25 protein-coding genes and 1 pseudogene are annotated in these 22,252 nt (G+C 55.5%); 17 read left to right on the plus strand and 9 right to left on the minus strand.

Features of this window, described 5'->3' with window-relative positions:
• Positions 1-183: 183 nt before the first annotated feature.
• The 14 genes and pseudogenes from ACZRMH_RS16300 to ACZRMH_RS16365 all read left to right on the plus strand — a co-directional run bounded on the left by ACZRMH_RS16300 (position 184) and on the right by ACZRMH_RS16365 (position 6,344).
• Entirely contained in the window at positions 184-1,500 is a 1,317-nt protein-coding gene (locus ACZRMH_RS16300; protein WP_464014291.1) for an S-type pyocin domain-containing protein, read from the plus strand.
• Positions 1,501-1,515: 15 nt separating this feature from the next.
• Positions 1,516-1,842: pseudogene (locus tag ACZRMH_RS16305) on the plus strand (S-type pyocin domain-containing protein); the annotation flags it as partial.
• The gene (locus ACZRMH_RS16310; protein ID WP_464014292.1) at positions 1,842-2,093 is read left to right on the plus strand and encodes a bacteriocin immunity protein; all 252 of its coding nucleotides are present in this window, start codon (positions 1,842-1,844) and stop codon (positions 2,091-2,093) included. The pseudogene ACZRMH_RS16305 and the gene ACZRMH_RS16310, both read left to right, overlap by 1 nt.
• Positions 2,094-2,120: 27 nt before the next feature.
• The gene (locus tag ACZRMH_RS16315) at positions 2,121-2,375 is read left to right on the plus strand and encodes an HNH endonuclease signature motif containing protein (RefSeq protein WP_464014371.1); all 255 of its coding nucleotides are present in this window, start codon (positions 2,121-2,123) and stop codon (positions 2,373-2,375) included.
• Between the two features lies 1 nt (position 2,376).
• A complete protein-coding gene (locus ACZRMH_RS16320; protein WP_464014293.1) occupies positions 2,377-2,634 on the plus strand; it encodes a bacteriocin immunity protein in 258 nt (85 codons plus the stop codon).
• A 171-nt stretch (positions 2,635-2,805) separates the two neighbouring features.
• On the plus strand, positions 2,806-3,162 hold the full coding sequence (locus tag ACZRMH_RS16325; RefSeq protein ID WP_464014294.1) for an HNH endonuclease signature motif containing protein: 357 nt from the start codon (positions 2,806-2,808) through the stop codon (positions 3,160-3,162).
• Entirely contained in the window at positions 3,134-3,427 is a 294-nt protein-coding gene (locus tag ACZRMH_RS16330) for a bacteriocin immunity protein (protein WP_464014295.1), read from the plus strand. Before ACZRMH_RS16325 ends, ACZRMH_RS16330 begins: the two co-directional genes overlap by 29 nt.
• 203 nt (positions 3,428-3,630) lie before the next feature.
• Entirely contained in the window at positions 3,631-4,020 is a 390-nt protein-coding gene (locus ACZRMH_RS16335; protein ID WP_464014372.1) for an HNH endonuclease signature motif containing protein, read from the plus strand.
• Positions 4,021-4,045: 25 nt separating this feature from the next.
• On the plus strand, positions 4,046-4,300 hold the full coding sequence (locus ACZRMH_RS16340; RefSeq protein WP_464014296.1) for a bacteriocin immunity protein: 255 nt from the start codon (positions 4,046-4,048) through the stop codon (positions 4,298-4,300).
• 203 nt (positions 4,301-4,503) lie between these two features.
• A complete protein-coding gene (locus ACZRMH_RS16345; protein WP_464014373.1) occupies positions 4,504-4,644 on the plus strand; it encodes an HNH endonuclease signature motif containing protein in 141 nt (46 codons plus the stop codon).
• The gene (locus ACZRMH_RS16350; protein ID WP_464014297.1) at positions 4,634-4,897 is read left to right on the plus strand and encodes a bacteriocin immunity protein; all 264 of its coding nucleotides are present in this window, start codon (positions 4,634-4,636) and stop codon (positions 4,895-4,897) included. Before ACZRMH_RS16345 ends, ACZRMH_RS16350 begins: the two co-directional genes overlap by 11 nt.
• Positions 4,898-4,957: 60 nt before the next feature.
• Positions 4,958-5,428 (plus strand): HNH endonuclease signature motif containing protein, encoded by a 471-nt coding sequence (locus ACZRMH_RS16355; protein ID WP_464014298.1) that lies wholly within the window; start codon positions 4,958-4,960, stop codon positions 5,426-5,428.
• A complete protein-coding gene (locus tag ACZRMH_RS16360; protein ID WP_464014299.1) occupies positions 5,425-5,676 on the plus strand; it encodes a bacteriocin immunity protein in 252 nt (83 codons plus the stop codon). Before ACZRMH_RS16355 ends, ACZRMH_RS16360 begins: the two co-directional genes overlap by 4 nt.
• Positions 5,677-6,041: 365 nt before the next feature.
• On the plus strand, positions 6,042-6,344 hold the full coding sequence (locus ACZRMH_RS16365; protein WP_464014300.1) for a hypothetical protein: 303 nt from the start codon (positions 6,042-6,044) through the stop codon (positions 6,342-6,344).
• A 109-nt stretch (positions 6,345-6,453) separates the two neighbouring features.
• Here ACZRMH_RS16365 and ACZRMH_RS16370 read toward each other — a convergent pair whose 3' ends face one another.
• The 9 genes from ACZRMH_RS16370 to ACZRMH_RS16410 form a co-directional block, all read right to left on the minus strand.
• Entirely contained in the window at positions 6,454-7,428 is a 975-nt protein-coding gene (locus ACZRMH_RS16370; protein WP_464014301.1) for a peptide ABC transporter ATP-binding protein, read from the minus strand.
• Positions 7,428-8,396: an ABC transporter ATP-binding protein gene (locus tag ACZRMH_RS16375; protein WP_464014302.1), complete on the minus strand. Its 969-nt coding sequence runs from the start codon at positions 8,394-8,396 to the stop codon at positions 7,428-7,430. The genes ACZRMH_RS16370 and ACZRMH_RS16375 overlap by 1 nt, the downstream gene beginning before the upstream one ends.
• Before the next feature lie 10 nt (positions 8,397-8,406).
• Complete coding sequence (locus ACZRMH_RS16380; RefSeq protein WP_464014303.1) at positions 8,407-9,318, minus strand: ABC transporter permease subunit; 912 nt, start codon at positions 9,316-9,318, stop codon at positions 8,407-8,409.
• Between the two features lie 10 nt (positions 9,319-9,328).
• Entirely contained in the window at positions 9,329-10,339 is a 1,011-nt protein-coding gene (locus ACZRMH_RS16385) for an ABC transporter permease subunit (protein WP_464014304.1), read from the minus strand.
• Between the two features lie 74 nt (positions 10,340-10,413).
• Positions 10,414-12,009 carry an ABC transporter substrate-binding protein gene (locus ACZRMH_RS16390; protein ID WP_464014305.1) on the minus strand — a complete coding sequence of 532 codons (1,596 nt, stop codon included), beginning with the start codon at positions 12,007-12,009 and terminating at the stop codon, positions 10,414-10,416.
• A gap of 88 nt (positions 12,010-12,097) precedes the next feature.
• Positions 12,098-13,462: an OprD family porin gene (locus ACZRMH_RS16395; protein WP_464014306.1), complete on the minus strand. Its 1,365-nt coding sequence runs from the start codon at positions 13,460-13,462 to the stop codon at positions 12,098-12,100.
• Positions 13,463-13,677: 215 nt separating this feature from the next.
• Entirely contained in the window at positions 13,678-15,276 is a 1,599-nt protein-coding gene (locus ACZRMH_RS16400; protein ID WP_464014307.1) for an ABC transporter substrate-binding protein, read from the minus strand.
• Positions 15,277-15,575: 299 nt separating this feature from the next.
• Complete coding sequence (locus ACZRMH_RS16405; RefSeq protein ID WP_464014308.1) at positions 15,576-17,201, minus strand: ABC transporter substrate-binding protein; 1,626 nt, start codon at positions 17,199-17,201, stop codon at positions 15,576-15,578.
• Between the two features lie 417 nt (positions 17,202-17,618).
• Positions 17,619-18,335 carry an SIMPL domain-containing protein gene (locus ACZRMH_RS16410; RefSeq protein ID WP_464014309.1) on the minus strand — a complete coding sequence of 239 codons (717 nt, stop codon included), beginning with the start codon at positions 18,333-18,335 and terminating at the stop codon, positions 17,619-17,621.
• Positions 18,336-18,571: 236 nt separating this feature from the next.
• On the opposite strand from ACZRMH_RS16410, the gene ACZRMH_RS16415 reads away from it, so the two are divergent.
• The 3 genes from ACZRMH_RS16415 (at position 18,572) to ACZRMH_RS16425 (ending at position 22,246) form a co-directional block, all read left to right on the plus strand.
• Positions 18,572-19,834: an ATP-binding protein gene (locus ACZRMH_RS16415; RefSeq protein ID WP_464014310.1), complete on the plus strand. Its 1,263-nt coding sequence runs from the start codon at positions 18,572-18,574 to the stop codon at positions 19,832-19,834.
• Positions 19,827-20,387, plus strand: a complete 561-nt coding sequence (locus ACZRMH_RS16420; RefSeq protein ID WP_019823883.1) for a response regulator transcription factor — start codon at positions 19,827-19,829, stop codon at positions 20,385-20,387. The genes ACZRMH_RS16415 and ACZRMH_RS16420 overlap by 8 nt, the downstream gene beginning before the upstream one ends.
• Positions 20,388-20,530: 143 nt before the next feature.
• Complete coding sequence (locus tag ACZRMH_RS16425) at positions 20,531-22,246, plus strand: ABC transporter ATP-binding protein/permease (RefSeq protein WP_464014311.1); 1,716 nt, start codon at positions 20,531-20,533, stop codon at positions 22,244-22,246.
• The last annotated feature ends 6 nt before the right edge of the window (positions 22,247-22,252 follow it).

The raw sequence follows: 22,252 nt of genomic DNA on the forward strand, positions 1-22,252 counted from the left end.
AATGTGTTGTGGCCGGACGCCGGCTGAGACATTTGAGGATGGAAAGAAAATCTGGCAGGCCAAGATGATCAACTGAATTTGACCTGACAGTCATGACCGAAAATCCGGTAACTGTCAGATCAAGTCTGAACTTCTACACTTAAGGCGATATTCGACCAGTTTGATCAGGTCTACACGTCGGCCATGGAACTTAAGGTGCTTTCGCTTTCCATTGATGCTCTTGCGGGCAAACTGCCAGAACTGGCCATGCAAGTCGAACAAACGCAGGTGGCAGGCGATGAGTTTGCACAGCTGCAACGGTTAGCCATCATCCTCCGGGAACGGGATATTCACGCCCGGCAGCTGCCGGAGTTTCTCTACACGGAACTTGTTGCTGCTGCGGGCGCTATGGAAGGCATGGGTGCTTCTGAAGCATTGACCCATTACAAGACGACACTTGAGCGTCTGGCTGCGTCAAAAACCGCCGAAATCCAACCGATATATGCGCCTCCTCCACTCGACAGGGGTGGAATCACAATCACCTACCCGGCGAACAACCCGGATATCAAGGCACCCTTGAGCAAGCCGGAACTGGCGGCACTCAACGAGTTGGTTTATTTGCAAACCCATACTCAGTTAGGGCACAAATGGCTGAGTTATCACGATGCCTTGCTCAAGACTGAATCGGCCAGGTATCTGACAGCGACCGCCAATGCTTTTGGTGGTCTTGCCGAGCGGGCGGGTGCAGCTTCAGAAGCTCTGCGCATAGCCAACACGTTCCGTGCGCCGGGGCCTGCATCAGTTGGCCCACTGTTTATAACCTCAGCGGGCACTGCCGCGGTTATTGATGCGGCAACAGTGACGCTGCAAGCGGCTATCCGCTCGGCGATTGCAAACTTGACCAGCCTGGTGGCAGGCACTGCTTCGGGGCTTTTGGTTGGGGTGTCTGCGCTGGTGTATTCGCCCAAGCTGGCGAATGGCGAACTGCCTGAGCGCTATGCATTTAGTACGCCGCTCTCGGATCTGGCACCTGAACTCAAGGACGATCTATCGGCCATTGCTGTCGCCAATGGCACTGTTGATCTGCCGGTGCGTATCAGTTCGAAAACAGCAGCCGATGGCCAGTCGGAAGTGTTTGTCGCCAAAACGGATGGCGTTATTGTCCCGTCTAAAGTCAGGGTAGTGGCTGCTACGTTTAACCCGGTGCAGAACGTCTATAGCGTCACGACTGGAGACGTGCCCGCAAGAACGTTGACCTGGACACCTATCGTCGATCCGGGGAACAGCTCAACCACTTCGCCTGCGGAGCAGCCAGAGCCAGCGGTCTACACTGGCGCAACGGTAACGCCGGTTGTGGGCAGGATTGATACTTTCCCAGGGCTTGCTGAAGCGGGTTTTGACGACTTTATTACGGTGTTTCCGGCGGGCTCTGGTTTACCTCCGATTTATGTGATGTTCCGAGATCCTCGAGAGGATGCGGGGGTTGCAACGGGGATGGGTCAGCCAGTGACGGGTATCTGACTAGGGGCTGCGGCGCAGGGTGAAGGGGCTGCTGTTCCGTCGCAGATTGCTGACGAGTTGCGAGGCAAGGAGTTTAGAAATTTCAGGGCATTTCGGGAGGCGTTTTGGAGGGCGGTTGCGAGTGATTTTGAGCTAGGTGAACAATTTGATCCAGGCAGGCTTGCAGCTATGAAAAAAGGCTTTTCGCCTTTTACCAGAAAGACTGAGCGTATGGGGGGGCGTAGAAAGTACGAGTTACACCATAAACAGTATGTATCTAAAGGCGGAGATGTTTATAGCGCTGATAACATTAGTGTGGTGACACCTAAGCGTCACGTTGAAATTCATCGAGGGCAGGAATAATGAGCACCCCATTAAATCAAATGACCGAATTGGAGTTTCTCGCATTTGTTAAAAAAATCTATGCTGCAGAATATCCCACTGAGGAAGAACATACTCGTGCAGTTATAGAATTTGAGAATATTTCAGAGCATCCAGCAGGATCCGACCTGCTGTATTATCCTGAGCCTGGGAAAAGTGGTCCTGAAGCAATTGTCGCAGAAGTAAAGGTATGGCGAGCTGCCAACGGCAAACCTGGTTTTAAAGCAGGCTAATCAAATGTTATTTGGCTCAGTCGCTGCATTCTCTGGGAGGCGTTTTGGAAGGCGGTTGCGAATGACTCTGGGCTGGCTAAACAGTTTGTCAGGAACAATATTTCTGAAATGAAAAGCGGCCGGTCACCGTTTGTTCGTAAGGGAGATAGAGTTGGAGGAAAAGTTAAATATGAGCTTCATCATATTACTTATGTGTCTGTGGGTGGCCTGGTATTCGATATTGACAATATTCGGGCAGTAACGCCAAAGCGACATGATCAAATACATGCGGAGGGTGAGTGATATGGGTGCCAATAAATTGGAAGATTACACGGAGTCGGATTTTTTGTTGTTCCTTAAGAGAATTTGCGATGCAGAGTTTTCAATTGAAAAGGAACAAGTAGATGCTGTTTTAGAATTTGAAGCTTTGACTGAACACCCAGAAGGCTCTGACCTGATTTATTACGCATCGTCCGATCAGGAAGCAACCCCAGAAGCGATTATGGATAAAGTTAAAGCGTGGCGAGCTGCAAATGGCAAACCTGGTTTTAAAGCAGGTTGATCCGATGTTCTTTAGCTCCGTCGTCGCGCTCGCGGCGACTGAGTTATTTGTTGCTTAAATTTGTATCTGCTTATCACGGTATTCCCGAAAGACTCTGGTTTGCCACCGATATATGTGATGTTCCGAGATTCCCGCGAGGATGCAGGGGTTGCAACGAGGATGGGTCAGCCAGTGACGGGTATCTGGCTTGGAGCTGCGGCGCAGGGTGAAGGGGCTGCTGTTCCGTCGCAGATTGCTGACCAGTTGCGGGGCAAGGAGTTTAGAAATTTCAGGGCATTTCGGGAGGCGTTTTGGAGGGCGGTTGCGAGTGATTTTGAGCTGGCTAGACAGTTTAACTCCGGTAGTTTGACTGTAATGAAAGATGGATATTCCCCTTATGTTAAAGAGTCGGAGCAAGTAGGAGGGCGAGTGAAAATTGAAATTCATCATAAAGATCTAGTTAGTGAAGGCGGTGGCGTCTATGATATTGATAATTTAGTCGCAGTCACGCCAAGGCGACATGTTCAAATTCATCGTGGAGGTGAATAAAGTGGGCAAAGTCATATCTGATTACACGGAGGCAAGCTTTCTTGAGTTTGTACGTGATATATATAACAACAACAAGGTGGTATTTCCCACTGAAGAGTCTCATGTTGAGGCTGTTTTGGAGTTTAAGCGGTTGACGGAACATCCAAGTGGCTCTGATTTACTTTACTATCCGGACGGAAGTCGAGAGGATAGTCCAGAAGGAATTGTTAATGAAGTTAAGGAGTGGCGAGCTGCTAACGGCAAGCCTGGCTTCAAAACCGCTTGAGTGATACTTGTTTAACTCAGTCATCAAGTTATTATTGGTGACTGAGTTTTTAATTGATTAGGAATTCATATTTATTTGTCACACCTCGTGAGCGCGCTTATGCCGTATTTGTAGTCGCTGCCGAAGACTGCGATAAGGGCCGCAGGGCCTTCACGACCCTTACGGTGTTTCCGGCGGGTTCTGGTTTACCTCCGATTTATGTGATGTTCCGAGATCCTCGAGAGGATGCGGGGGTTGCAACGGGGATGGGTCAGCCAGTGACGGGTATCTGGCTAGGCGCTGCGGCGCAGGGTGAAGGGGCTGCTGTTCCGTCGCAGATTGCTGACCAGTTGCGGGGCAAGGAGTTTAGAAATTTCAGGGCGTTTCGGGAGGCGTTTTGGAAGGCGGTTGCGAGTGATTCTGAGCTATCTCTACAGTTTAAAAGACAAAATCTTTCAGCAATTACTAATGGTAAAGCACCATACGTAAGTATCTCTGAACGTGCCGGAAGTACTGCAAAGTTTGAGCTTCATCATAAAGTTTATGTTTCGCAGGGTGGCGCAGTTTATGACGTCGAAAATATTACTATCGTTACGCCAAAGCGCCATAAATAAATTCATAAAAGGGGGGAGTGAGGCCATGAAAAAACAAATCTCTGATTACACCGAAAGGGAATTTTTGGATTTCGTAGTTTCGCTGTGCGATAGCAGTCTACGTACTGAGGATGAGGACGTGAAAATGGTAATCGAGTTCGAACGCTTGACAGAGCACCCGGAGGGTTCTGATCTGATTTTTTATCCAAAAGGTGACCGAGAGGATAGCCCTGAAGGAATTGTGAAAGAGGTAAAAGAGTGGCGAGCTGCCAACGGCAAACCTGGTTTTAAAGCAGGTTGATCCTATGTTCTTTAGCTCCGTCGTCGCGCTCACGGCGACTGAACTATGTGTTGCTTAAATTTGTATCTGCTTATCACGGTATTCCCGACAGACTCTGGTTTGCCACCGATATATGTGATGTTCCGAGATCCTCGAGAGGATGCGGGGGTTGCAACGGTGATGTGTCAGCCAGTGACGGGTATCTGGCTAGGCGAGATGATGCTGTGGGCAAAAGATCCACATTTGAAATTCATCATGTCCAAGAAATCGCCAAAGACGGGAGTGTTTATGATATTGAAAATATGATGGTTCTGACTCCTAAATGTCATATAGATATTCAGAAGGGGAATAGTTATGGGATTTAAAAGTAGTTTTTCAGAGTATACGGAAGCAGAATTCTTGGAATTTATGAAAGAGATTTTTAGAGAGAATGTTGCTAGTACAGATAAATGTCTTAATGTTCTGTTAAAACATTTTGAAGATGTGACAGAGCATCCTGAAGGAACAGACCTCATCTATTATGCTTCGTCGGATGCGGAATGCACGCCCGAAGCAATCACTAAAAAAGTTAGTGAGTGGCGAGCCGCAAATGGCAAGCCTGGTTTTAAAACAGGTTGATCCGATGTTCTTTAGCCCCGTCGTCGCGCTCGCGGCGACTGAGATATTTGTTGATTAAATTTGTATCTGCTTATCACGGTATTCCCGACAGGCTCTGGTTTGCCACCGATATATGTGATGTTCCGAGATCCCCGCGAGGATGCAAGGGTTGCAAAGGGGATGGGTCAGCCAGTGACGGGTATCTGGCTAGGCGCTGCGGCGCAGGGTGAAGGGGCTGCGGTTCCGTCGCAGATTGCTGACCAGTTGCGGGGCAAGGAGTTTAGAAATTTCAGGGCATTTCGGGAGGCGTTTTGGAGGGCGGTTGCGAGTGATTCTGAGCTGGCTAGACAATTTGATCTTGGGATTTTAGATTCCATGAAAAGAGGTCAAGCACCTCTCGCAAAAGAGCGAGACCAGGTAGGCCGAAGAATAAAATTTGAGCTTCACCATAAAGTGTACATATCCCAAGGTGGTGAGGTATATGGCATTGATAATATTGGTGTTATTACTCCCAAATGTCATGTCGAAACCCATAAAGGTAGTAGAGAATGAGTAAGTTGATTAGTGAAATGATAGAGGCTGATTTTTTAAGTTTCGTAACGAAAGTATATAAAAATGAATATGTTACAGAGGAAGAGCATATTGACGCAGTTTTAGAATTTAAGCATTTGGCCGAGCATCCCTCTGGTTCGGATCTTTTGTATTACCCCGAGGAGGGGAAAGGCGGGCCAGAAGGGATTGTTAAAGAAGTTAAGGAGTGGCGAGCCGCCAACGGCAAACCTGGTTTTAAAGCAGGCTAATCAAATGTTATTTAGCTCATTCGCTGCGTTCACGGTGACTGAATTATTAGAAAATCCCTGTAGTCGTTGACGAGCTGCGCGAGGCTACGTCCGGCGACGAAGTCGTCGTAAACCGCGATAAACGCGCTATACCTGAAGCACCGGGGTTGAATGGTTTTACGCCTGCTTCGCAGCCGGACGTAGCCTCGCGCAGCTCGTCAACGACTACAGGATTTGCGTAGCCTCGGCTTTAGCCATAACAAAGTATCAACATGAGCGGCTGCATTAGTCCGAATGGGTATATCGCAACCGGCGCGTTGCTGGCAAAGCCGCATGTGGCGAACTAGGTTTAAAGGGTATTTCCCATGCACAGGATGGATTTAACCATGAGCTTTTTTCAACGCATTGTGTTGCTGCTTAAGGTGCTGGTGTTGTTGACGGTCAGTGCTTCGGCGGCCTGGGCGAGTAACCCGCTGAGCAGCAGCGGGGCAGGAGTCTCGGCGACTGGCGTGCCGGGGCCGACGATTCATGCCATCTATAAATCGGACTCGGAGCCGGGTGATCAGGGCCAGGGCGGCAGTTCGGGGGATGATGACCAGACTGATGGGGACGGCGATGGCGGTGATGATGGCAGCGGCGATGAGGGTGAGCAGGGGAGTGAAGAGGATGACGGCGACAGCATGGAGTAGTTCTTGAGCTGTGGGAGCGAGCCTGCTCGCGATGCAGGCAACGCGGTATAACTGCCAGACCGCGTTGATTCAATCGCGAGCAGGCTCGCTCTCACAAGATTGTCAGCGTTTAAACCTGCAAGAACTGCTCCGCGTGATGGCAGGCAACCTGGCGGTTGTCGAGCAGGCGCAAGGCCGGCTCATCGGTGCTGCACAGTTCGGTCGCATACGGGCAGCGCTTATGGAAGGCGCAACCTGATGGCGGATTCAGCGGGTTGGGCAATTCGCCAACGATCTTGATTTTCGGTTTTTTCGGGTCCGGGTGGATGGTCGGGGTGGCCGACAGCAAGGCCTGGGTATATGGGTGCAACGGGCGAGTGTAGATCTCTTCCTTGGGCCCCATCTCGACCGGGCGGCCCAGGTACATCACCAGCACCGTGTCGGCCACATGGCGCACTACCGCGAGGTTGTGGGAGATAAACACGTAGGCGGTGTTGAACTCCTGCTGCAAATCCATAAACAGGTTGAGCACCTGCGCCTGGATCGACACGTCGAGGGCGGAGGTCGGTTCGTCCGCCACCAGCACTTTGGGTTGCAGCATCATGGCCCGGGCCAGGGCAATCCGCTGGCGCTGACCACCGGAGAACATGTGCGGGTAGCGCTGGTAATGCTCGGGGCGCAAGCCGACCTGTTTCATCATGGCCTGAACTTTTTCGCGACGTTCGCTGGCGTTCAGTTTGGTATTGATCAACAAAGGCTCGGCCAGTTGATCACCGACTTTCTGCCGCGGGTTGAGCGAGGCATAAGGGCTCTGGAACACCATCTGCACATCTTTGCGCAGTTGCTTGCGTTCAGCCTTGTTGGCCCCGGCGACTTCTTGCCCGGCGATTTTCAGTGAGCCTGAGGAGGGCTCTTCGATCAAAGTCAGGGCGCGGGCCAGGGTGGATTTGCCACAGCCGGATTCGCCCACTACGGCCAGGGTTTTGCCGGCCTCAAGTTCAAACGATACGCCATTGAGGGCGCGCACCAGTGCATGGCCTTTGAACAGGCCGCGGGATACTTCGTAGTGACGGGTTAGGTCGCGGGCAGTAAGAACAACAGTCATTACGCCACCTCCTGATTCAAGGGGAAGAAGCAGCGCACCTGGCTGTGAGCTTTTTGCTCCAGCGCAGGACGTTGTTGGCGGCATTGTTCTTGTACGTACGGGCAGCGCGGCGACAGCAGGCAGCCCTGCGGACGGTCGTAGCGGCCCGGCACGATGCCGGGCAGGGTCGACAGGCGCGCAGCTCCCATGCTGTGCTCCGGAATCGCAGCCAGCAACGCTTCGCTATAAGGGTGCGCCGGGACGTCAAACAGCCCGGGCACATTGCCGACTTCCACGGCCTGGCCTGCATACATCACGCAGACCCGCTGGGCCGTTTCGGCCACCACGGCGAGGTCGTGGGTGATCAGTACCAGGCCCATGTTCTGCTCGCGTTGCAGGCTGAGCAGCAGGTCCATGATCTGGGCCTGAATGGTCACGTCCAGGGCGGTGGTCGGTTCGTCGGCGATCAGTAATTTAGGCTCGCCAGCAATGGCCATGGCAATGGCCACGCGCTGGCTCATGCCGCCCGACAGTTGGTGCGGGTAGGCATCCATGCGGCTGGCGGCACCCGGGATTTCGACTTTTTCCAGCAGTTCGATGGCCCTTTTGCGTGCTGCCTTGCTGGACATTTTCAGGTGCAGGCGCAGCACTTCTTCGATCTGAAAGCCCACGGTGTAGCTGGGGTTCAGAGCCGTCATCGGGTCCTGGAAGACCATGGCCATGTCTTTGCCGACCACTTGCCGACGTTGACGCGGGCTGAGGGTCAGCATGTTTTTGCCGTCGAAGGTCAGTGCATCGGCGGTGACGATGCCGGGGTGCTCGATCAGGCCCATCAGCGCCATCATGGTCACGGACTTGCCGGAGCCCGATTCGCCAACAATGGCCAGGACTTCGCCCTTATCCACAGACAGGCTCAAACCGTCGACTACCGGCACGGCTTTGGCGTCGCCAAAACGGACATTGAGATTCTTGATTTCTAACAGTGACATGGGAATCTCCTCAGGCGGCGTTCTTGAGTTTCGGGTCCAGCGCATCGCGCAAGCCGTCGCCCATCAGGTTGATTGCCAGCACGCTGAGCAAAATGGTCAAACCGGGCAGGCTGACGACCCACCACGCACGTTCGATATAGTCACGGGCCGAGGCCAGCATGGTGCCCCACTCCGGGGTAGGCGGCTGGACGCCAAGGCCCAGGAAGCCCAGGGCAGCAGCATCGAGAATCGCCGAGGAGAAACTCAAGGTGGCCTGAACGATCAGCGGTGCCATGCAGTTGGGCAGCACGGTGATAAACATCAGGCGCGGCAGGCTGGCACCGGCCAGGCGGGCAGCGGTGACGTAGTCGCGGTTCAGTTCGCCCATCACCGCAGCACGGGTCAGACGTACATAGGACGGCAGTGACACGACGGCAATGGCGATCACGGTGTTGATCAGGCCAGGGCCGAGGATGGCGACAATCGCCACGGCCAGCAGCAGGGACGGCAGGGCCAGCATGATGTCCATCAGACGCATGATGCCCGGGCCAAGGATGCGCGGGAAAAACCCGGCAAACAGGCCGAGGATCACGCCCGGGATCAGCGAAATGACCACGGACGACAAACCGATCAGCAGTGACAGGCGCGAGCCTTCGATCAGGCGCGAGAGCAGGTCGCGGCCCAGTTCGTCAGTACCGAGCAGGAACTGCCATTGGCCGCCTTCCAGCCACACCGGCGGGGTCAGCAGGAAGTCGCGGTATTGCTCGCTCGGGCTATGGGGCGCGACCCACGGGGCAAAGATCGCGCAGAACACGATGATGCTCATGAAAATCAGGCCGGCAACGGCGCCCTTGTTGCGGGAGAAAGCGTGCCAGAATTCTTTGTACGGCGATGGATAAAGCAGGCTTTGATCCACTTCGGTGGTGCTTGGTGAGGTGCTCATGGTCAGGATCTCAGCGCTGGTGACGGATGCGTGGGTTGGCAAAGCCGTAGAGGATGTCCACTACGAAGTTGACCAGAATCACCAGGCAGGCGATTAGCAGGATGCCGTTTTGCACCACGGGATAATCCCTGGCGCCGATGGCTTCGATCAGCCATTTGCCGATACCGGGCCACGAGAAGATGGTTTCGGTCAGTACGGCACCGGCCAGCAGGGTGCCGACTTGCAGGCCGACCACGGTCAGTACCGGGATCAGGGCGTTGCGCAGGCCGTGCACAAACACTACGCGGGCGGGCGACAGGCCTTTGGCGCGGGCGGTACGGATATAGTCTTCGCGCAGCACTTCGAGCATGGATGAACGAGTCATCCGCGCGATCACGGCCAGCGGAATGGTGCCCAGCACAATGGCGGGCAGGATCATATGGTGCAGCGCATCCCAGAAGGCTTCGGGCTGGTCGCTGAGCAGGGTGTCGATGAGCATGAAGCCGGTTTTCGGCTCAATGTCATACAACAGGTCGATACGCCCGGAAACCGGGGTCCAGCCCAGGCCCACGGAAAAGAACATGATCAGGATCAGGCCCCACCAGAAGATCGGCATCGAATACCCGGCAAGGGAGATGCCCATCACCCCGTGGTCAAATAATGAGCCGCGCTTGAGTGCCGCGATGACCCCGGCCAGCAGCCCGAGGATACCGGCGAAAATCAGCGCAGCGGTGGCCAGTTCGAGGGTGGCGGGAAACAGCGCGGAAAACTCGTTCCACACGCTTTCACGGGTGCGTAATGACTCGCCCAGGTCGCCGTGGGCGAGCTTGGTGACATAGTCGATGTACTGCTCATGAAGGGGCTTGTTCAGACCCAGGCGTTCCATTGCCTGTGCGTGCATTTCCGGGTCTACCCGGCGTTCACCCATCATGACTTCAACCGGGTCGCCCGGAATCATGCGAATCAGGGCGAAGGTGAGCAAGGTGATGCCAAAGAAGGTGGGTATCAACAACCCCACTCGGCGGGCAATAAAACTAAACATCGTGTGGTGTTCCTTATCAGCCGGTTAGGCAGGTCCGCCGGGGTTCAGGTAAACCCCGGCGGGTTCTTATTGTTCTACTTCACCTGGGTTGTGGCGAAGTTGTTGTTGGTCAGGGGGCTAAGGGTATAGCCCTCAACATTTTTGCGCATCGCTGTAAACAGCATAGGATGGGTTACGTTGATCCATGGTTGATCCTGATTAAAAATCAGCTGTGCCTGTTGATAGAGTTCAGCCCGTTGCGAGGGTTCAGTGATGCCGCGGGCCTTGGTAATCAGGGCTTCGAAGTCCTTATTGCACCAGCGGGCATAGTTTTCGCCGTTCTTCGCTGCTTCGCAGCTGAGTAGCGGAGTCAGGAAGTTGTCCGGGTCGCCGTTGTCACCGCCCCAGCCGGTAGAGACCAGATCATGCTCGCCACTTTTGGCGCGCTTGAGCATTTCGCCCCATTCCATGACCCGGATATCCACTTTGAGGCCGATCTTCTGCAGGTCGGACTGCAGCAATTGTGCCCCCAGCATCGGGTTGGGGTTGGTCGGGCCGCCGCCGTTGCGGGTGAAGAAAGTCAGCACCGTGCCTTCTGGCACACCGGCTTCCTTGAGCAGCGCCCGGGCCTTGTCCAGGTCACGGGGCGGGCTTTGAATGCTTGTGTTGTAGCCCAGCATGGTGGGCGGGTACGGGTTGACCGCAATCAGGGCATTGCCTTCACCGTGTACGGTATTGAGGTAGGTCTGCTTGTCGAAGGCCATGTCGATGGCTTTGCGCACCCGTACATCGCTCAGGTATTTGTGGCTGGTGTTCATGGCGATGTAGCTGGTCATCAGGGCCGCCAGTTCATCAACCTTGAGGTTGGGGTCTTTGCGGATGTTTTTGACGTCATCTGGCTTGGGGTACAGCGCGATCTGGCATTCGTTGGCCTTGAGCTTTTGCAGGCGCACGTTGCTGTCGGTGGTCACGGCAAAAATCAGGTTGTCGCTGGGTGGCTTGCCGCGGAAGTAGTCCGGGTTGGCCTTGAAGCGCACCTGGGCATCCTTGTTGTAACGCACAAAGATAAACGGGCCGGTGCCGATCGGTTTGTTGTTGAGGTCATTGGTTTTGCCGGACTTGAGCAACTGGTCGGCGTATTCGGCGGAATAGATGGAGTTGAAGGGCATGGCGATATCACGCAGAAACGGCGATTCAGCGTGATTAAGGGTGATTTTTACGGTCAGGTCGTCAACTTTTTCGACGCTTTTGAGCAGGTCTTTGAAGCCCATGCTTTCAAAGTAGGGGTAACCGACCAACGACAGTTTGTGCCACGGGTGATTCGGGTCCAGCTGGCGCTGAAAACTCCAGACCACATCGTCGGCGTTCAGGGTTCGGGTCGGTTGGAAATAATCGGTGGTGTGAAACTTTACGCCGGGGCGCAGGTAAAAAGTGTATTCAAGCCCGTCAGGGCTGATGTCCCAGCGTTCGGCCAGGGCGGGTTCGATATCGGTGCTGCCGGGGGCAAAGTCGACCAGGCGGTTGAGGATGGTTTCAGCCGACGCATCGGCCGTTACCGCGGTTGTGAATTGGACAATGTCGAACCCTTCAGGGCTGGCTTCAGTGCAGACCACCAGGTTTTTGGCGCTGACACTCACAGCGGTGCTGAGCAGTGCTACTGCCAGGGCAGTGCGTAGTGGAAGTCTTTTCAAAGCAACCCTCTCCAATTGGGTGAGCCAGCGTAATGTCTACGGCTGATTCGACGAATCAGCCGTAGACATTGGTTTGCAGCGGGGGTGTTTACAAAATGTTGAACGGAATGGTGGTCACCAGGCGGAACTCATTGATGTTGCCGTCCGACTGGTTCTTGCTGGCGCGGTGCGTGGTGTAGGTGGCACGAATCGCGGTGGCTTTCAGCGGGCCACTCTGGATTGCATAAGATGTGCCAACGCTGTACTCGTAATGGGTTTCGCCGTCCATGTTCTTCACGTCGTAGGCGGTGCCCTTGTAGTTGGTACCGTCAATGTCCCAGCCGCGAGCGTGGTAGGCGTTGAACTTCAGGCCCGGAATACCGTACTGCGCCATATTGATGCTGTAGGCCAGTTGCAGCGACTTCTCGTTCGGGCCGTTGAAGTCCGAGAGCAGGGAGTTGGCCAGGTAAATGCCGTTGGTTTCGTGCAGGTAGTCGAAGTACTCGTCGCCACTCACCTGTTGATACGACAGCGTCAGGGTGTGGGCCTGATGGGTCAGGCCGAAAGCCAGGCTGTAAGTATCGTTGTTGATATTGCCCATGGCCTTGCTGCCGGTGTCCAGGGTCTTGTAGTAGTTGAAGTTGGTGTTCAGGCCGAGCGTGGCGTTGTCGCCAAGGTTGTGTACGGCACCGAAGTAGTACTGGTTCCAGAAATCTTCGACGTGGGTTGCATACAGCGTGGTGGTCAGGCTTTTGAACGGCTGGTAGTTCAGGCCGGCAACGCTGGCGCGGTCGGTCTCAACCCCGGTGGCGCTGTATTCGCTGCGAAACTTGCTCAGGCTCTGTTCGGTACGCGGGGATACGCGGTCAAAGGAGCCGGCATCGAAGGACAGGTTGTTGAATTCTTCGCTGTGCAGGCCCACCCCTTGAAAGCTCGAAGGCAGTGCGCGGTTACCGATCACGTCGATGGTCGGGCTGCTGAAGTTCTGTCGACCCACGGTCAGCGTGGTGTTGGAGATACGTGCGCTGAGGTTGGCCAGGCCCAGTTTGCTCCACTGGCCAACGGCATCGCCGTCACTGTGGGTCAGGGTGCGGTTGTTGGGGCCGGCAATTTCCTTCTCGTCACGGTTCAGGGCAACGGCATTGTAGGCCGCGACCTGGGTGCTGAAACCGACAGTGCCTTCAGTGAACCCTGATTTGTAATCGAGGATGGTGCCCTGCACCCAGTTGATCCGGCGTGGGGTCGTTTCGCGGGTACCGTGGTCGTTGTAGGTGAAGCGATCATCGCGACGACGCAGTTCGTTGGCGTACCAGTTACGGGTCGTGCCGCCCAGGGTCTGGTCTTCGAGGAAGCCCTTGGTTTCGCTTTGGGCACTGCTGGTCTTTGCTTCAGTAGGTACAAATTCATCGGCATTGGCCATCGCGGTGAGGCTGCTGATGGACAAGGCTAACAACGCGCTGCTAGTGAGTTTCATGGTTGAGGCTCCTTTGGTTTCTATTTTTATTGCCGGTCTTTTTTTGTGCTGACTCGGCTGTTGTGAAACGATTTAAAGCATTGCAAACGTTTGCCAGCCAAACGATTGGCGAAGTTTCAGCGGGCTACTGAATAATTGGCCTGCTGCTACAGCAGTGTGGTTTGTGAGCCCTATTGTGGGAGCGAGCCTGCTCGCTCCCACAGGGAGGCAGGGGGTTAGTCCTTGAGGCTTACGCCCGAGAAGGCGTTGCGCCCGAAGGGGCTGACCTTGAATCCCTCGACCTTGGCGCTTAAAGGCTGGTTGACCGTGGAGTGCGCGATCGGGGTGATCGGCACCTGTTGCTTGAGCAACTGCTGGGCCTGTTTGTAGAGCACCGTGCGCTGGTCACGGTCGGTGACGACCTTGGCGTTCTTGACCAGGCTGTCGTACTCCTTGTTGCACCACATGGAGTAGTTGTTGCCGCCAATTGCGTCGCAGCTGTACAGGGTGCCAAGCCAGTTGTCCGGGTCACCGTTGTCACCGGTCCAGCCAATCAGGCTGATGTCGTGCTCACCATTTTTGGTGCGCTTGATGTACTCGCCCCATTCATAGCTGACGATCTTGACCTTGAGGCCGATCTTGGCCCAGTCCGACTGGAGCATTTCGGCCATCAGCTTGGCGTTCGGGTTGTATGGACGCTGCACGGGCATGGCCCACAGGGTGATTTCAGTGCCTTCCTTGACGCCCGCGGCCTTGAGCAACTCTTTGGCTTTTTCCGGGTTGTAGGGAGCGTCAGTGATGGTTTCGTCGTAGGACCATTGCGTTGGCGGCATGGCGTTGACCGCTTTCTGGCCTGCGCCCTGGTACACCGCCTTGAGGATTTCGTCCTTGTTGACGGCCATATCCAGCGCCTGACGCACCTGCAGTTGGTCAAACGGCTTGTGCTGCACGTTATAGGCGATGTACCCGAGGTTGAAGCCGGGCTTTTCTATAACCTGTATTTTCGGGTCGGCTTTAAGGCCCGCGACATCCGCAGGGCGCGGGTTGAGCGATACCTGGCACTCGTTTTTGCGCAGCTTCTGCATGCGCGCCGAGGCGTCGACACTGATGGAGAAGATCAGGTTGGCCAGTTTGACCTGGCTTGGGTCCCAGTAGTCCTTGTTGGCGGCGTAGCGGATGTTGGAGTCTTTTTGATAACGCTGGAATACGTACGGGCCGGTGCCAACGGGCTTCTGGTTGATATCGCTGGGTTTGCCGGACTTGAGCAACTGGTCGGCGTACTCGGCCGACAGGATCGCGGCGAAGCTCATGGCCAGGTTCTGGATAAAGGCGGCGTCTACCGAGTTGAGCTTCATGACCACGGTCATGGGGTCTGTTTTTTCGACGCTGGCGATGTTCTTGTCCAGGCTCATCCCGGTGAAGTACGGGAACTCGGTCGGGTAGGCCTTACGGAACGGATGCTCGGGGTTGAGCATGCGGTTGAAGGTGAAGAGCACGTCATCGGCGTTGAAATTTCGGGTCGGGGTAAACCATTTGGTGGTGTGGAACTTGACCCCGTCGCGCAGATGGAAAGTGTAGGTCAGGCCGTCCTCGGAAATATCCCAGCTTGTGGCCAGGGCCGGTCCAGCTGCGGTGCCGCCTTTTTCAAATTCAGCGAGGCGGTTGTAGATCGGTTCGGCCGCATCGTTGTCGGTAGCGGTTGTGTATTGCGCGGTATCAAAACCGGCCGGGCTGCCTTCGGAGCAAAATACCAGGCTGTTGGCGGCACTGGCGAACGGGCTGCCGGCCAGTACACCGGTGCTGATGAGTACAGATAAAACCAGAGGGTTGCGCATGGCGATCCCTATCCTTCTTGTTGTTTTTGAGTCCCGAGCGCGCCTTGATCAAAGGCGTACGCTTCAGGGCGTCGATTTCATCAGCTGCAGTACCGCAACCAGCGCAATAGACTGGCTGTACTTCGACGTTAGGACGTCGACGCGCAGCAGTAAATGCATCGGGTCTGACAATCTTGTAGGAATTGCCCCGGTGTCCAATAGCTCCTGATGTAGTCAGAAGTAGCTATAGGCTGTAGGTGACTTCCACCGTCCTGGTAGATAAGTGAATGCGACCTTGTAGCCGCATTCACCGGTCCTTTTTACTTGCTGATGCTCACCCCGTAGAAGGAGTTCAAGCCGAACGGGCTGATCTTGAAGTCCTCGACGTTTTTGCGCATGGGTTGATACACCGTCGAGTGTGCGATAGGTGTCATCGGAACCTGGCTTTTGAGTCGTTGCTGCGCCTGTTGGTACAGTTTTGTGCGCTCGGCAATATCGGTGGTGGCTTTCGCGGCTTTTACCAGCTTGTCGAACTCGGGGTCGCACCACTTGGAGAAGTTGTTGCCTTCCAGCGAGTCGCAGCCAAACAGGGTGCCGAGCCAGTTGTCCGGGTCACCGTTGTCGCCGCTCCAGCCGATCAGCATCGCGCCGTTTTCACCGCCTTTGGAGCGTTTGATGTACTCGCCCCATTCGTAGCTCATGATCTTGGCCTTGATGCCGATTTTGCTCCAGTCAGACTGCAGCATTTCCGCCATCAGCCTGGCATTGGGGTTGTACGGGCGTTGTACCGGCATGGCCCACAGCACAATCTCGGTGCCTGGCTTGACGCCAGCTTCCTTGAGCAGTGCCTTGGCTTTTTCCGGGTCGAAAGGTACGTCCTTGATGCTGGTGTCATAAGACCATTGGGTCGGCGGCATGGCGCCAACGGCCAGTTGGCCTGCACCCTGATACACCGAGTCGATGATTTGCTGCTTGTTCACCGACATGTCCAGGGCCTGACGGACCTTGAGTTGGGACATCGGGTTTGGCTCGGTGCTGCCCTTGATCTTGTCCATCACGTTGTAGGCGATGTAACCGAGGTTGAAGCCTGCCTGGTGTGGCATCTTCAGGTTTGGATCTTCACCGAGGGCCTTGAGGTCTGCCGGGCGCGGGAAGAGGGTGACCTGGCACTCGTTCTTCTTGAGCTTCTGCACGCGCACCGACGGGTCGGTGGTGATGGCGAAGATCAGGTTGTCGATCTTGACGTCTTCAGGCTTCCAGTAGTCCTTGTTGCCGGTGTAGCGGATGTTCGAGTCTTTTTGGTAACTCTTGAACACAAACGGGCCAGTACCGATCGGTTTCTGGTTGATATCGGCAGGCTTGCCTTCCTTGAGCAGCTTGTCGGCGTACTCGGCGGACTGGATGGAGGCAAAGTGCATCGCCATGTTCTGGATAAACGCGGCATCCACTGTGTTCAGGGTGAACCTGACGGTCTTGTCATCGATCTTTTCCACCTTGGCGATGTTTTTATCCATGCCCATGTCGGTGAAATAAGGGAATTCAGTGGGGTAGGCCTTACGGAACGGCATGTCCTTGTCGAGCATGCGGTTGAACGTAAAGAGCACGTCGTCGGCGTTGAACTCGCGGGTTGGCTTGAAGTACGGCGTGGTGTGGAACTTGACGCCATCACGCAGGTGGAAGGTCCACGTCAGGTTGTCTGGCGAGACATCCCAGCTGGTGGCCAGGCCCGGCTCAACGGCGGTGCCGCCACGTTCGAACTGGCTCAAACGGTTAAAGATGGTTTCGGCCGACGCGTCAAAGTCAGTACCGGTGGTGTACTGACCCGGGTCAAAACCAGCCGGGCTGCCTTCAGAGCAAAACACCAGGTTGGAAGCCGCGTGGGCGAAAGGTGCACTTGCCAGCAGGCTGGCGCCTACTAAAAACGGAATGACCGCGTGTTTGAACATGGTGGCCTCATGATTTTTGTCATTTTTGGTTTGAGGGCGACCTTGTGAGTCGACCCGGCGATACTTATGCACAGCCCATACCCAATGCAATATGTGTAAGCGGATGTAGTTTGAAAACGTGGAACGATCGTACAGGAATGTCGCTTTTATGTAACTTTTCTCGCATTTGATCGTTTGCGTCACGCTTTTTGACTCATTTGCTTACGTGTTTTGGAGTCTTGGGGCAGCTTTCTGCACTGTTTTAGGACAGTGCTGTTACTTATCTAGACTCTTGCCTTAGAAGTATGTAGGTCGCCGCTGACAACGCATGTAAGAGATAGCCTTTTAATATTAGGACGATCCGTAGGATATTTCCTGTAGGCATAAAAAAACCCCTGAAACAGGTTTGTTTCAGGGGTTTGCAGAATGTGTCGATGTTTATTGCATTTGTACTTCAATCACACCGTCGGCGCTCATGCTGACTTCGCTGGTGCCGGCTTCGACTTCTGGCGTCGGTGCCGAGTCCATCGCGGGTGCGGCGGCTTTCATCATCATCGCACTGCGCATGTAGGGTTGCGGGTAACCGTTGTTGTTGAGGTTCAGGTTTACGATTTTGTAACCCTTGCCGCCCAAGGCGTCGGTGGCCAGTTGGGCACGGGCTTTGAAAGCGTTGACGGCATCTTTGAGCAGCGCGTCTTCGCTAGCCTTGCGGGTGGCATTGGCGACGGTGAACTGCATGCTGTCCATTTTCAGGGTTTGCATCAGGTCGCCGGTGAGCTTGGACAGCGCGGCGAAGTCGGTGCTTTCCAGGCGCAGTTCAGCGCGTTCACGCCAGCCGGTGATCTTCTGGGTTTTGTTGTCGTAAATCGGGTAGCTGTTGCGATTACCCTGGCGCAAGGTCACTTCCTTGACGGACTTGGCCTGACCAAGGGCCTTGTTCATCGTCGTGGTGATTTCGGCGGCCAGCTTGGCTGCGTCAGTGTTTTGCGCTTCGGTATAGAGCGTCACGATCATCAGATCCCGGGGCACCTGCTGGCTGGCTTCGGCGCGCAGGGAGATCTGATTGTAATGAATGTCGTCTGCCAGTGCGGGCAGGCTGGCAAGCGCGCCGATGCTCAGGGTCAAAAGGGCAGCGGTGCGTTGGAAATTGGACATGGAAGCTCCTTGAATGAGGACAGCAAGACCTATAAGACTGTAGTTAGTGGCCATCAGTTCGCCCAGTTACATTTTCACTACATTTGATCGGGCTCCCACAAGGCATGAGCCCTTGGAGGGCTGGTAGCCGCTCTTTCACAAAATACACTGTGGCTGTTTGCCGCACTTCTGCCTGTGGGGCCGCCTGCTTGGTTATACTCCCGGTGATCCGCCTGGAGCGCTCATCAGGAGAGCTCATGCTCGCCCCCGTTCAGTTACTGTCCGCAACTCGCCAGAACCTCTGGCGTCTTACGTTTATCCGCATGTTGGTGCTGGCTGCGCAAGCAGGCTCAGTGGGCTTTGCCTATCTGTTTGACCTGTTGCCGTTGCCCTGGTTTCAGTTGAGCATCACCCTTGGCTTTTCCATGCTGTTGTGCGCGTTTACCGCGATCCGGTTGCGCACCACATGGCCGGTGACCGAACTGGAATATGCCCTGCAACTGGCCTGCGACCTGTTTATCCACAGCGCCTTGCTGTACTTCTCCGGTGGTTCGGCCAACCCGTTCGTCTCGTATTATCTGGTGCCGCTGACCATCGCCGCGGTAACCCTGCCATGGCGCTATTCCCTGGTGTTGACCGGCATTGCGCTGGCGCTTTACACCTTGTTGTTGTCGCAGTCGTTCCCGATAGACACAGTGCCGTTCTTCCGTGAAAAGCTGCAAATTTACGGGATGTGGCTGAGTTTTGCCCTGTCTGCGGCAGTGATTACGTTTTTTGCGGCCAAGATGGGTGAAGAGCTGCGTCGTCAGGAAGAACTGCGCGCCCTGCGCCGTGAAGAGGGCCTGCGTGACCAGCAATTGCTGGCCGTGGCTACTCAGGCTGCCGGTGCTGCCCATGAACTGGGCACGCCGCTGTCGACCATGAGCGTATTGCTTAAAGAAATGCGCCGCGATCACCAGGATCCGCAATTGCAGGATGACCTGAGTGTGCTGCAGGATCAGGTCAAGCTGTGCAAGGAGACCCTGCAGCAACTGGTGCGCGCCGCCGAGGCCAACCGCCGCCTGGCGATCGAAGTGCAGGACGTCACCCAGTGGCTGGATGAAGCCCTGAACCGCTGGCACCTGATGCGCCCTGAAGCCACTTACCGCTTCCAGTGCCTGGGCCACGCCCCGGTACCGCGTCTGGCGCCGCCGCCGGACTTGACCCAGGCGCTGCTCAATCTGCTCAACAATGCCGCCGATGCCTGCCCTGAAGGGCTGGAAGTGACGGTGGACTGGGATGCAGTTGATCTGACCATCAGTATCCGTGACCACGGTCCGGGTGTACCGTTGGCCATCGCCGAGCAAATCGGCAAACCCTTTTTTACTACCAAGGGCAAAGGCTTCGGTCTGGGCCTATTCTTGAGCAAAGCCAGCGTGACCCGCGCTGGCGGCTCGGTAAAACTCTACAGTCATGAGGATGGCGGAACGCTCACTGAGCTGCGCCTGCCACGTGTCGCCCGAGGAAATGAAAATGAGTGAAGAAATTCAGGTCGAAGGCGAAGAGCTGCCGCATTTGTTGTTGGTAGATGACGACGCCACCTTTACCCGTGTCATGGCGCGCGCCATGAGTCGCCGCGGTTTTCGCGTCAGCACCGCGGGTTCCGCTGAAGAAGGGCTGATCCTGGCCCAGCAGGACTTGCCCGATTACGCGGCGCTGGACCTGAAAATGGACGGTGACTCAGGTCTGGTGCTGCTGCCCAAGCTGCTGGAACTTGACCCTGAAATGCGCGTGGTGATCCTCACCGGTTATTCGAGCATCGCCACAGCTGTCGAAGCGATCAAGCGCGGCGCCTGCAACTACCTGTGCAAACCGGCGGATGCCGATGATGTGCTCGCTGCCTTGCTGTCCCAGCACGCTGACCTTGAAACACTGGTGCCGGACAACCCGATGTCGGTTGACCGCTTGCAGTGGGAGCATATCCAGCGCGTGCTGGGTGAGCATGAAGGCAATATCTCGGCCACTGCCCGTGCCCTGGGCATGCACCGCCGTACCTTGCAGCGCAAACTGCAGAAGCGTCCGGTACGACGCTGAACGGGAGCTGTAGGCCATTGCATTGCGCCTTGCATGTAAACGCCGACAGCTTCTAACCTGTAACAAGACGTGTCCTAACGTTATGAGGCCGGTCGTCCTGACCGGCTTGCAGGTTGCTCTTTACTCCAAAACGAGCCTGAACGATGAATCAGAACGCTGAGCCCTCTGTGGTGAATGATGCTGTGCGTGGGGATTTCATACCTCGGGTCTGGGGCCTTATAACCCCCTACTGGCGCAGTGAAGAGCGTGCCAGGGCGTGGTTGTTGCTGATTGCAGTGATTGCCTTGTCGCTGGTCAGCGTGGGTATCTCGGTGTGGATCAATCACTGGTACAAAGACTTCTATAACGCTCTGGAAAAGAAGGACAGCGCAGCCTTCTGGAGCCTGATCGGCTACTTCGGGCTCATTGCTGCGGCGGGTATTGTCGGCGCGGTATACAGGCTTTACCTGACTCAGATGCTGACCATTCGCTGGCGCCGTTGGCTGACCGAGCAGCACTTTGCGCGCTGGCTGGCGCACAAAAACTACTATCAGCTGGAACAGGGCAGTTACACCGACAACCCTGACCAGCGCATCAGTGAGGACATCAACTCGTTCACCGACAACACCCTTACCCTCGGCCTGGGCCTGATCCGCACGCTGGTCAGTCTGGTGTCGTTTTCGGTAATTTTGTGGGGCGTTTCCGGCAGTATCGAAGTGTTTGGTATCACCATTCCCGGCTATATGTTCTGGTGTGCGTTGCTGTATGCCGCAGTCGGCAGCTGGCTGGCGCACTTGATCGGGCGGCGCCTGATTGGCTTGAGCAATCAGCAGCAGCGTTTCGAAGCCGACCTGCGTTTTTCCATGGTGCGGGTACGGGAAAATGCCGAAAGCATTGCCTTGTATAACGGCGAGTCCAATGAACATGAGCGGCTGAGCTCGCGCTTCAATAAGGTCTGGAAGAACTTCTGGACGCAAATGAAGGTGCAAAAACGCCTGACGTTTTTCACCGCCGGTTATTCGCAGATCGCCATTATCTTTCCGTTTATCGTGGCGGCGCCGCGCTACTTTGCGGGCAAGATCGAGTTGGGCGAGCTGATGCAAATCAACTCGGCATTCAGCAATGTGCAGGAGAACTTCAGCTGGTTTATCGATGCCTACGTCACCCTCGCGGCATGGCGCGCCACCAGTGATCGTTTGCTGAGCTTCCGTCAGGCCATGACCGACAACGAGCTGCGCCGGCCCGCGATTGATGTACGAAGTCAGGGCGAGGCTTTACAGATCGACGACCTGAGCCTGGACCTGGCCGATGGCCGCCCGCTGCTGCATAACGCCAATTTGCAGGTACAGGGCGGTGAGCGCGTGATGCTCAGCGGTCGTTCCGGCAGCGGTAAAAGTACCTTGCTGCGCGCCATGGGCGGGCTTTGGCCGCAAGGGGGCGGAGCCATTCGCCTACCTCAGGAGCGCGCTCTGTTTTTGCCGCAAAAACCCTACTTGCCCATAGGCACCTTGCGTGATGCCTTGAGTTATCCACAGACTGGCGACAGCTATCCACCTGAGCGCTATGAGCAAGTGTTGTGCACCTGCCGGCTGGAGCATCTTGTCCCCAAACTCGATGAAAGCAATCACTGGCAACGCCTGCTGTCGGGGGGCGAGCAGCAGCGGCTGGCCTTTGCCCGTGCGCTGTTGTATCGCCCGCACTGGCTGTATATGGACGAGTCGACATCGGCCATGGATGAGGAGGACGAAGCCATGGTGCATCAGGCCCTGATCGATCAGTTGCCGGGGTTGAGCATGGTTAGCGTGGGCCATCGCAGCAGCCTTGCGCGCTTCCATCCGCGGCATGTGCGGATTGTCGAGGGGCAACTGGTTACGCAGTAGGAGAGG

Source organism: Pseudomonas sp. B414 (assembly GCF_055408445.1).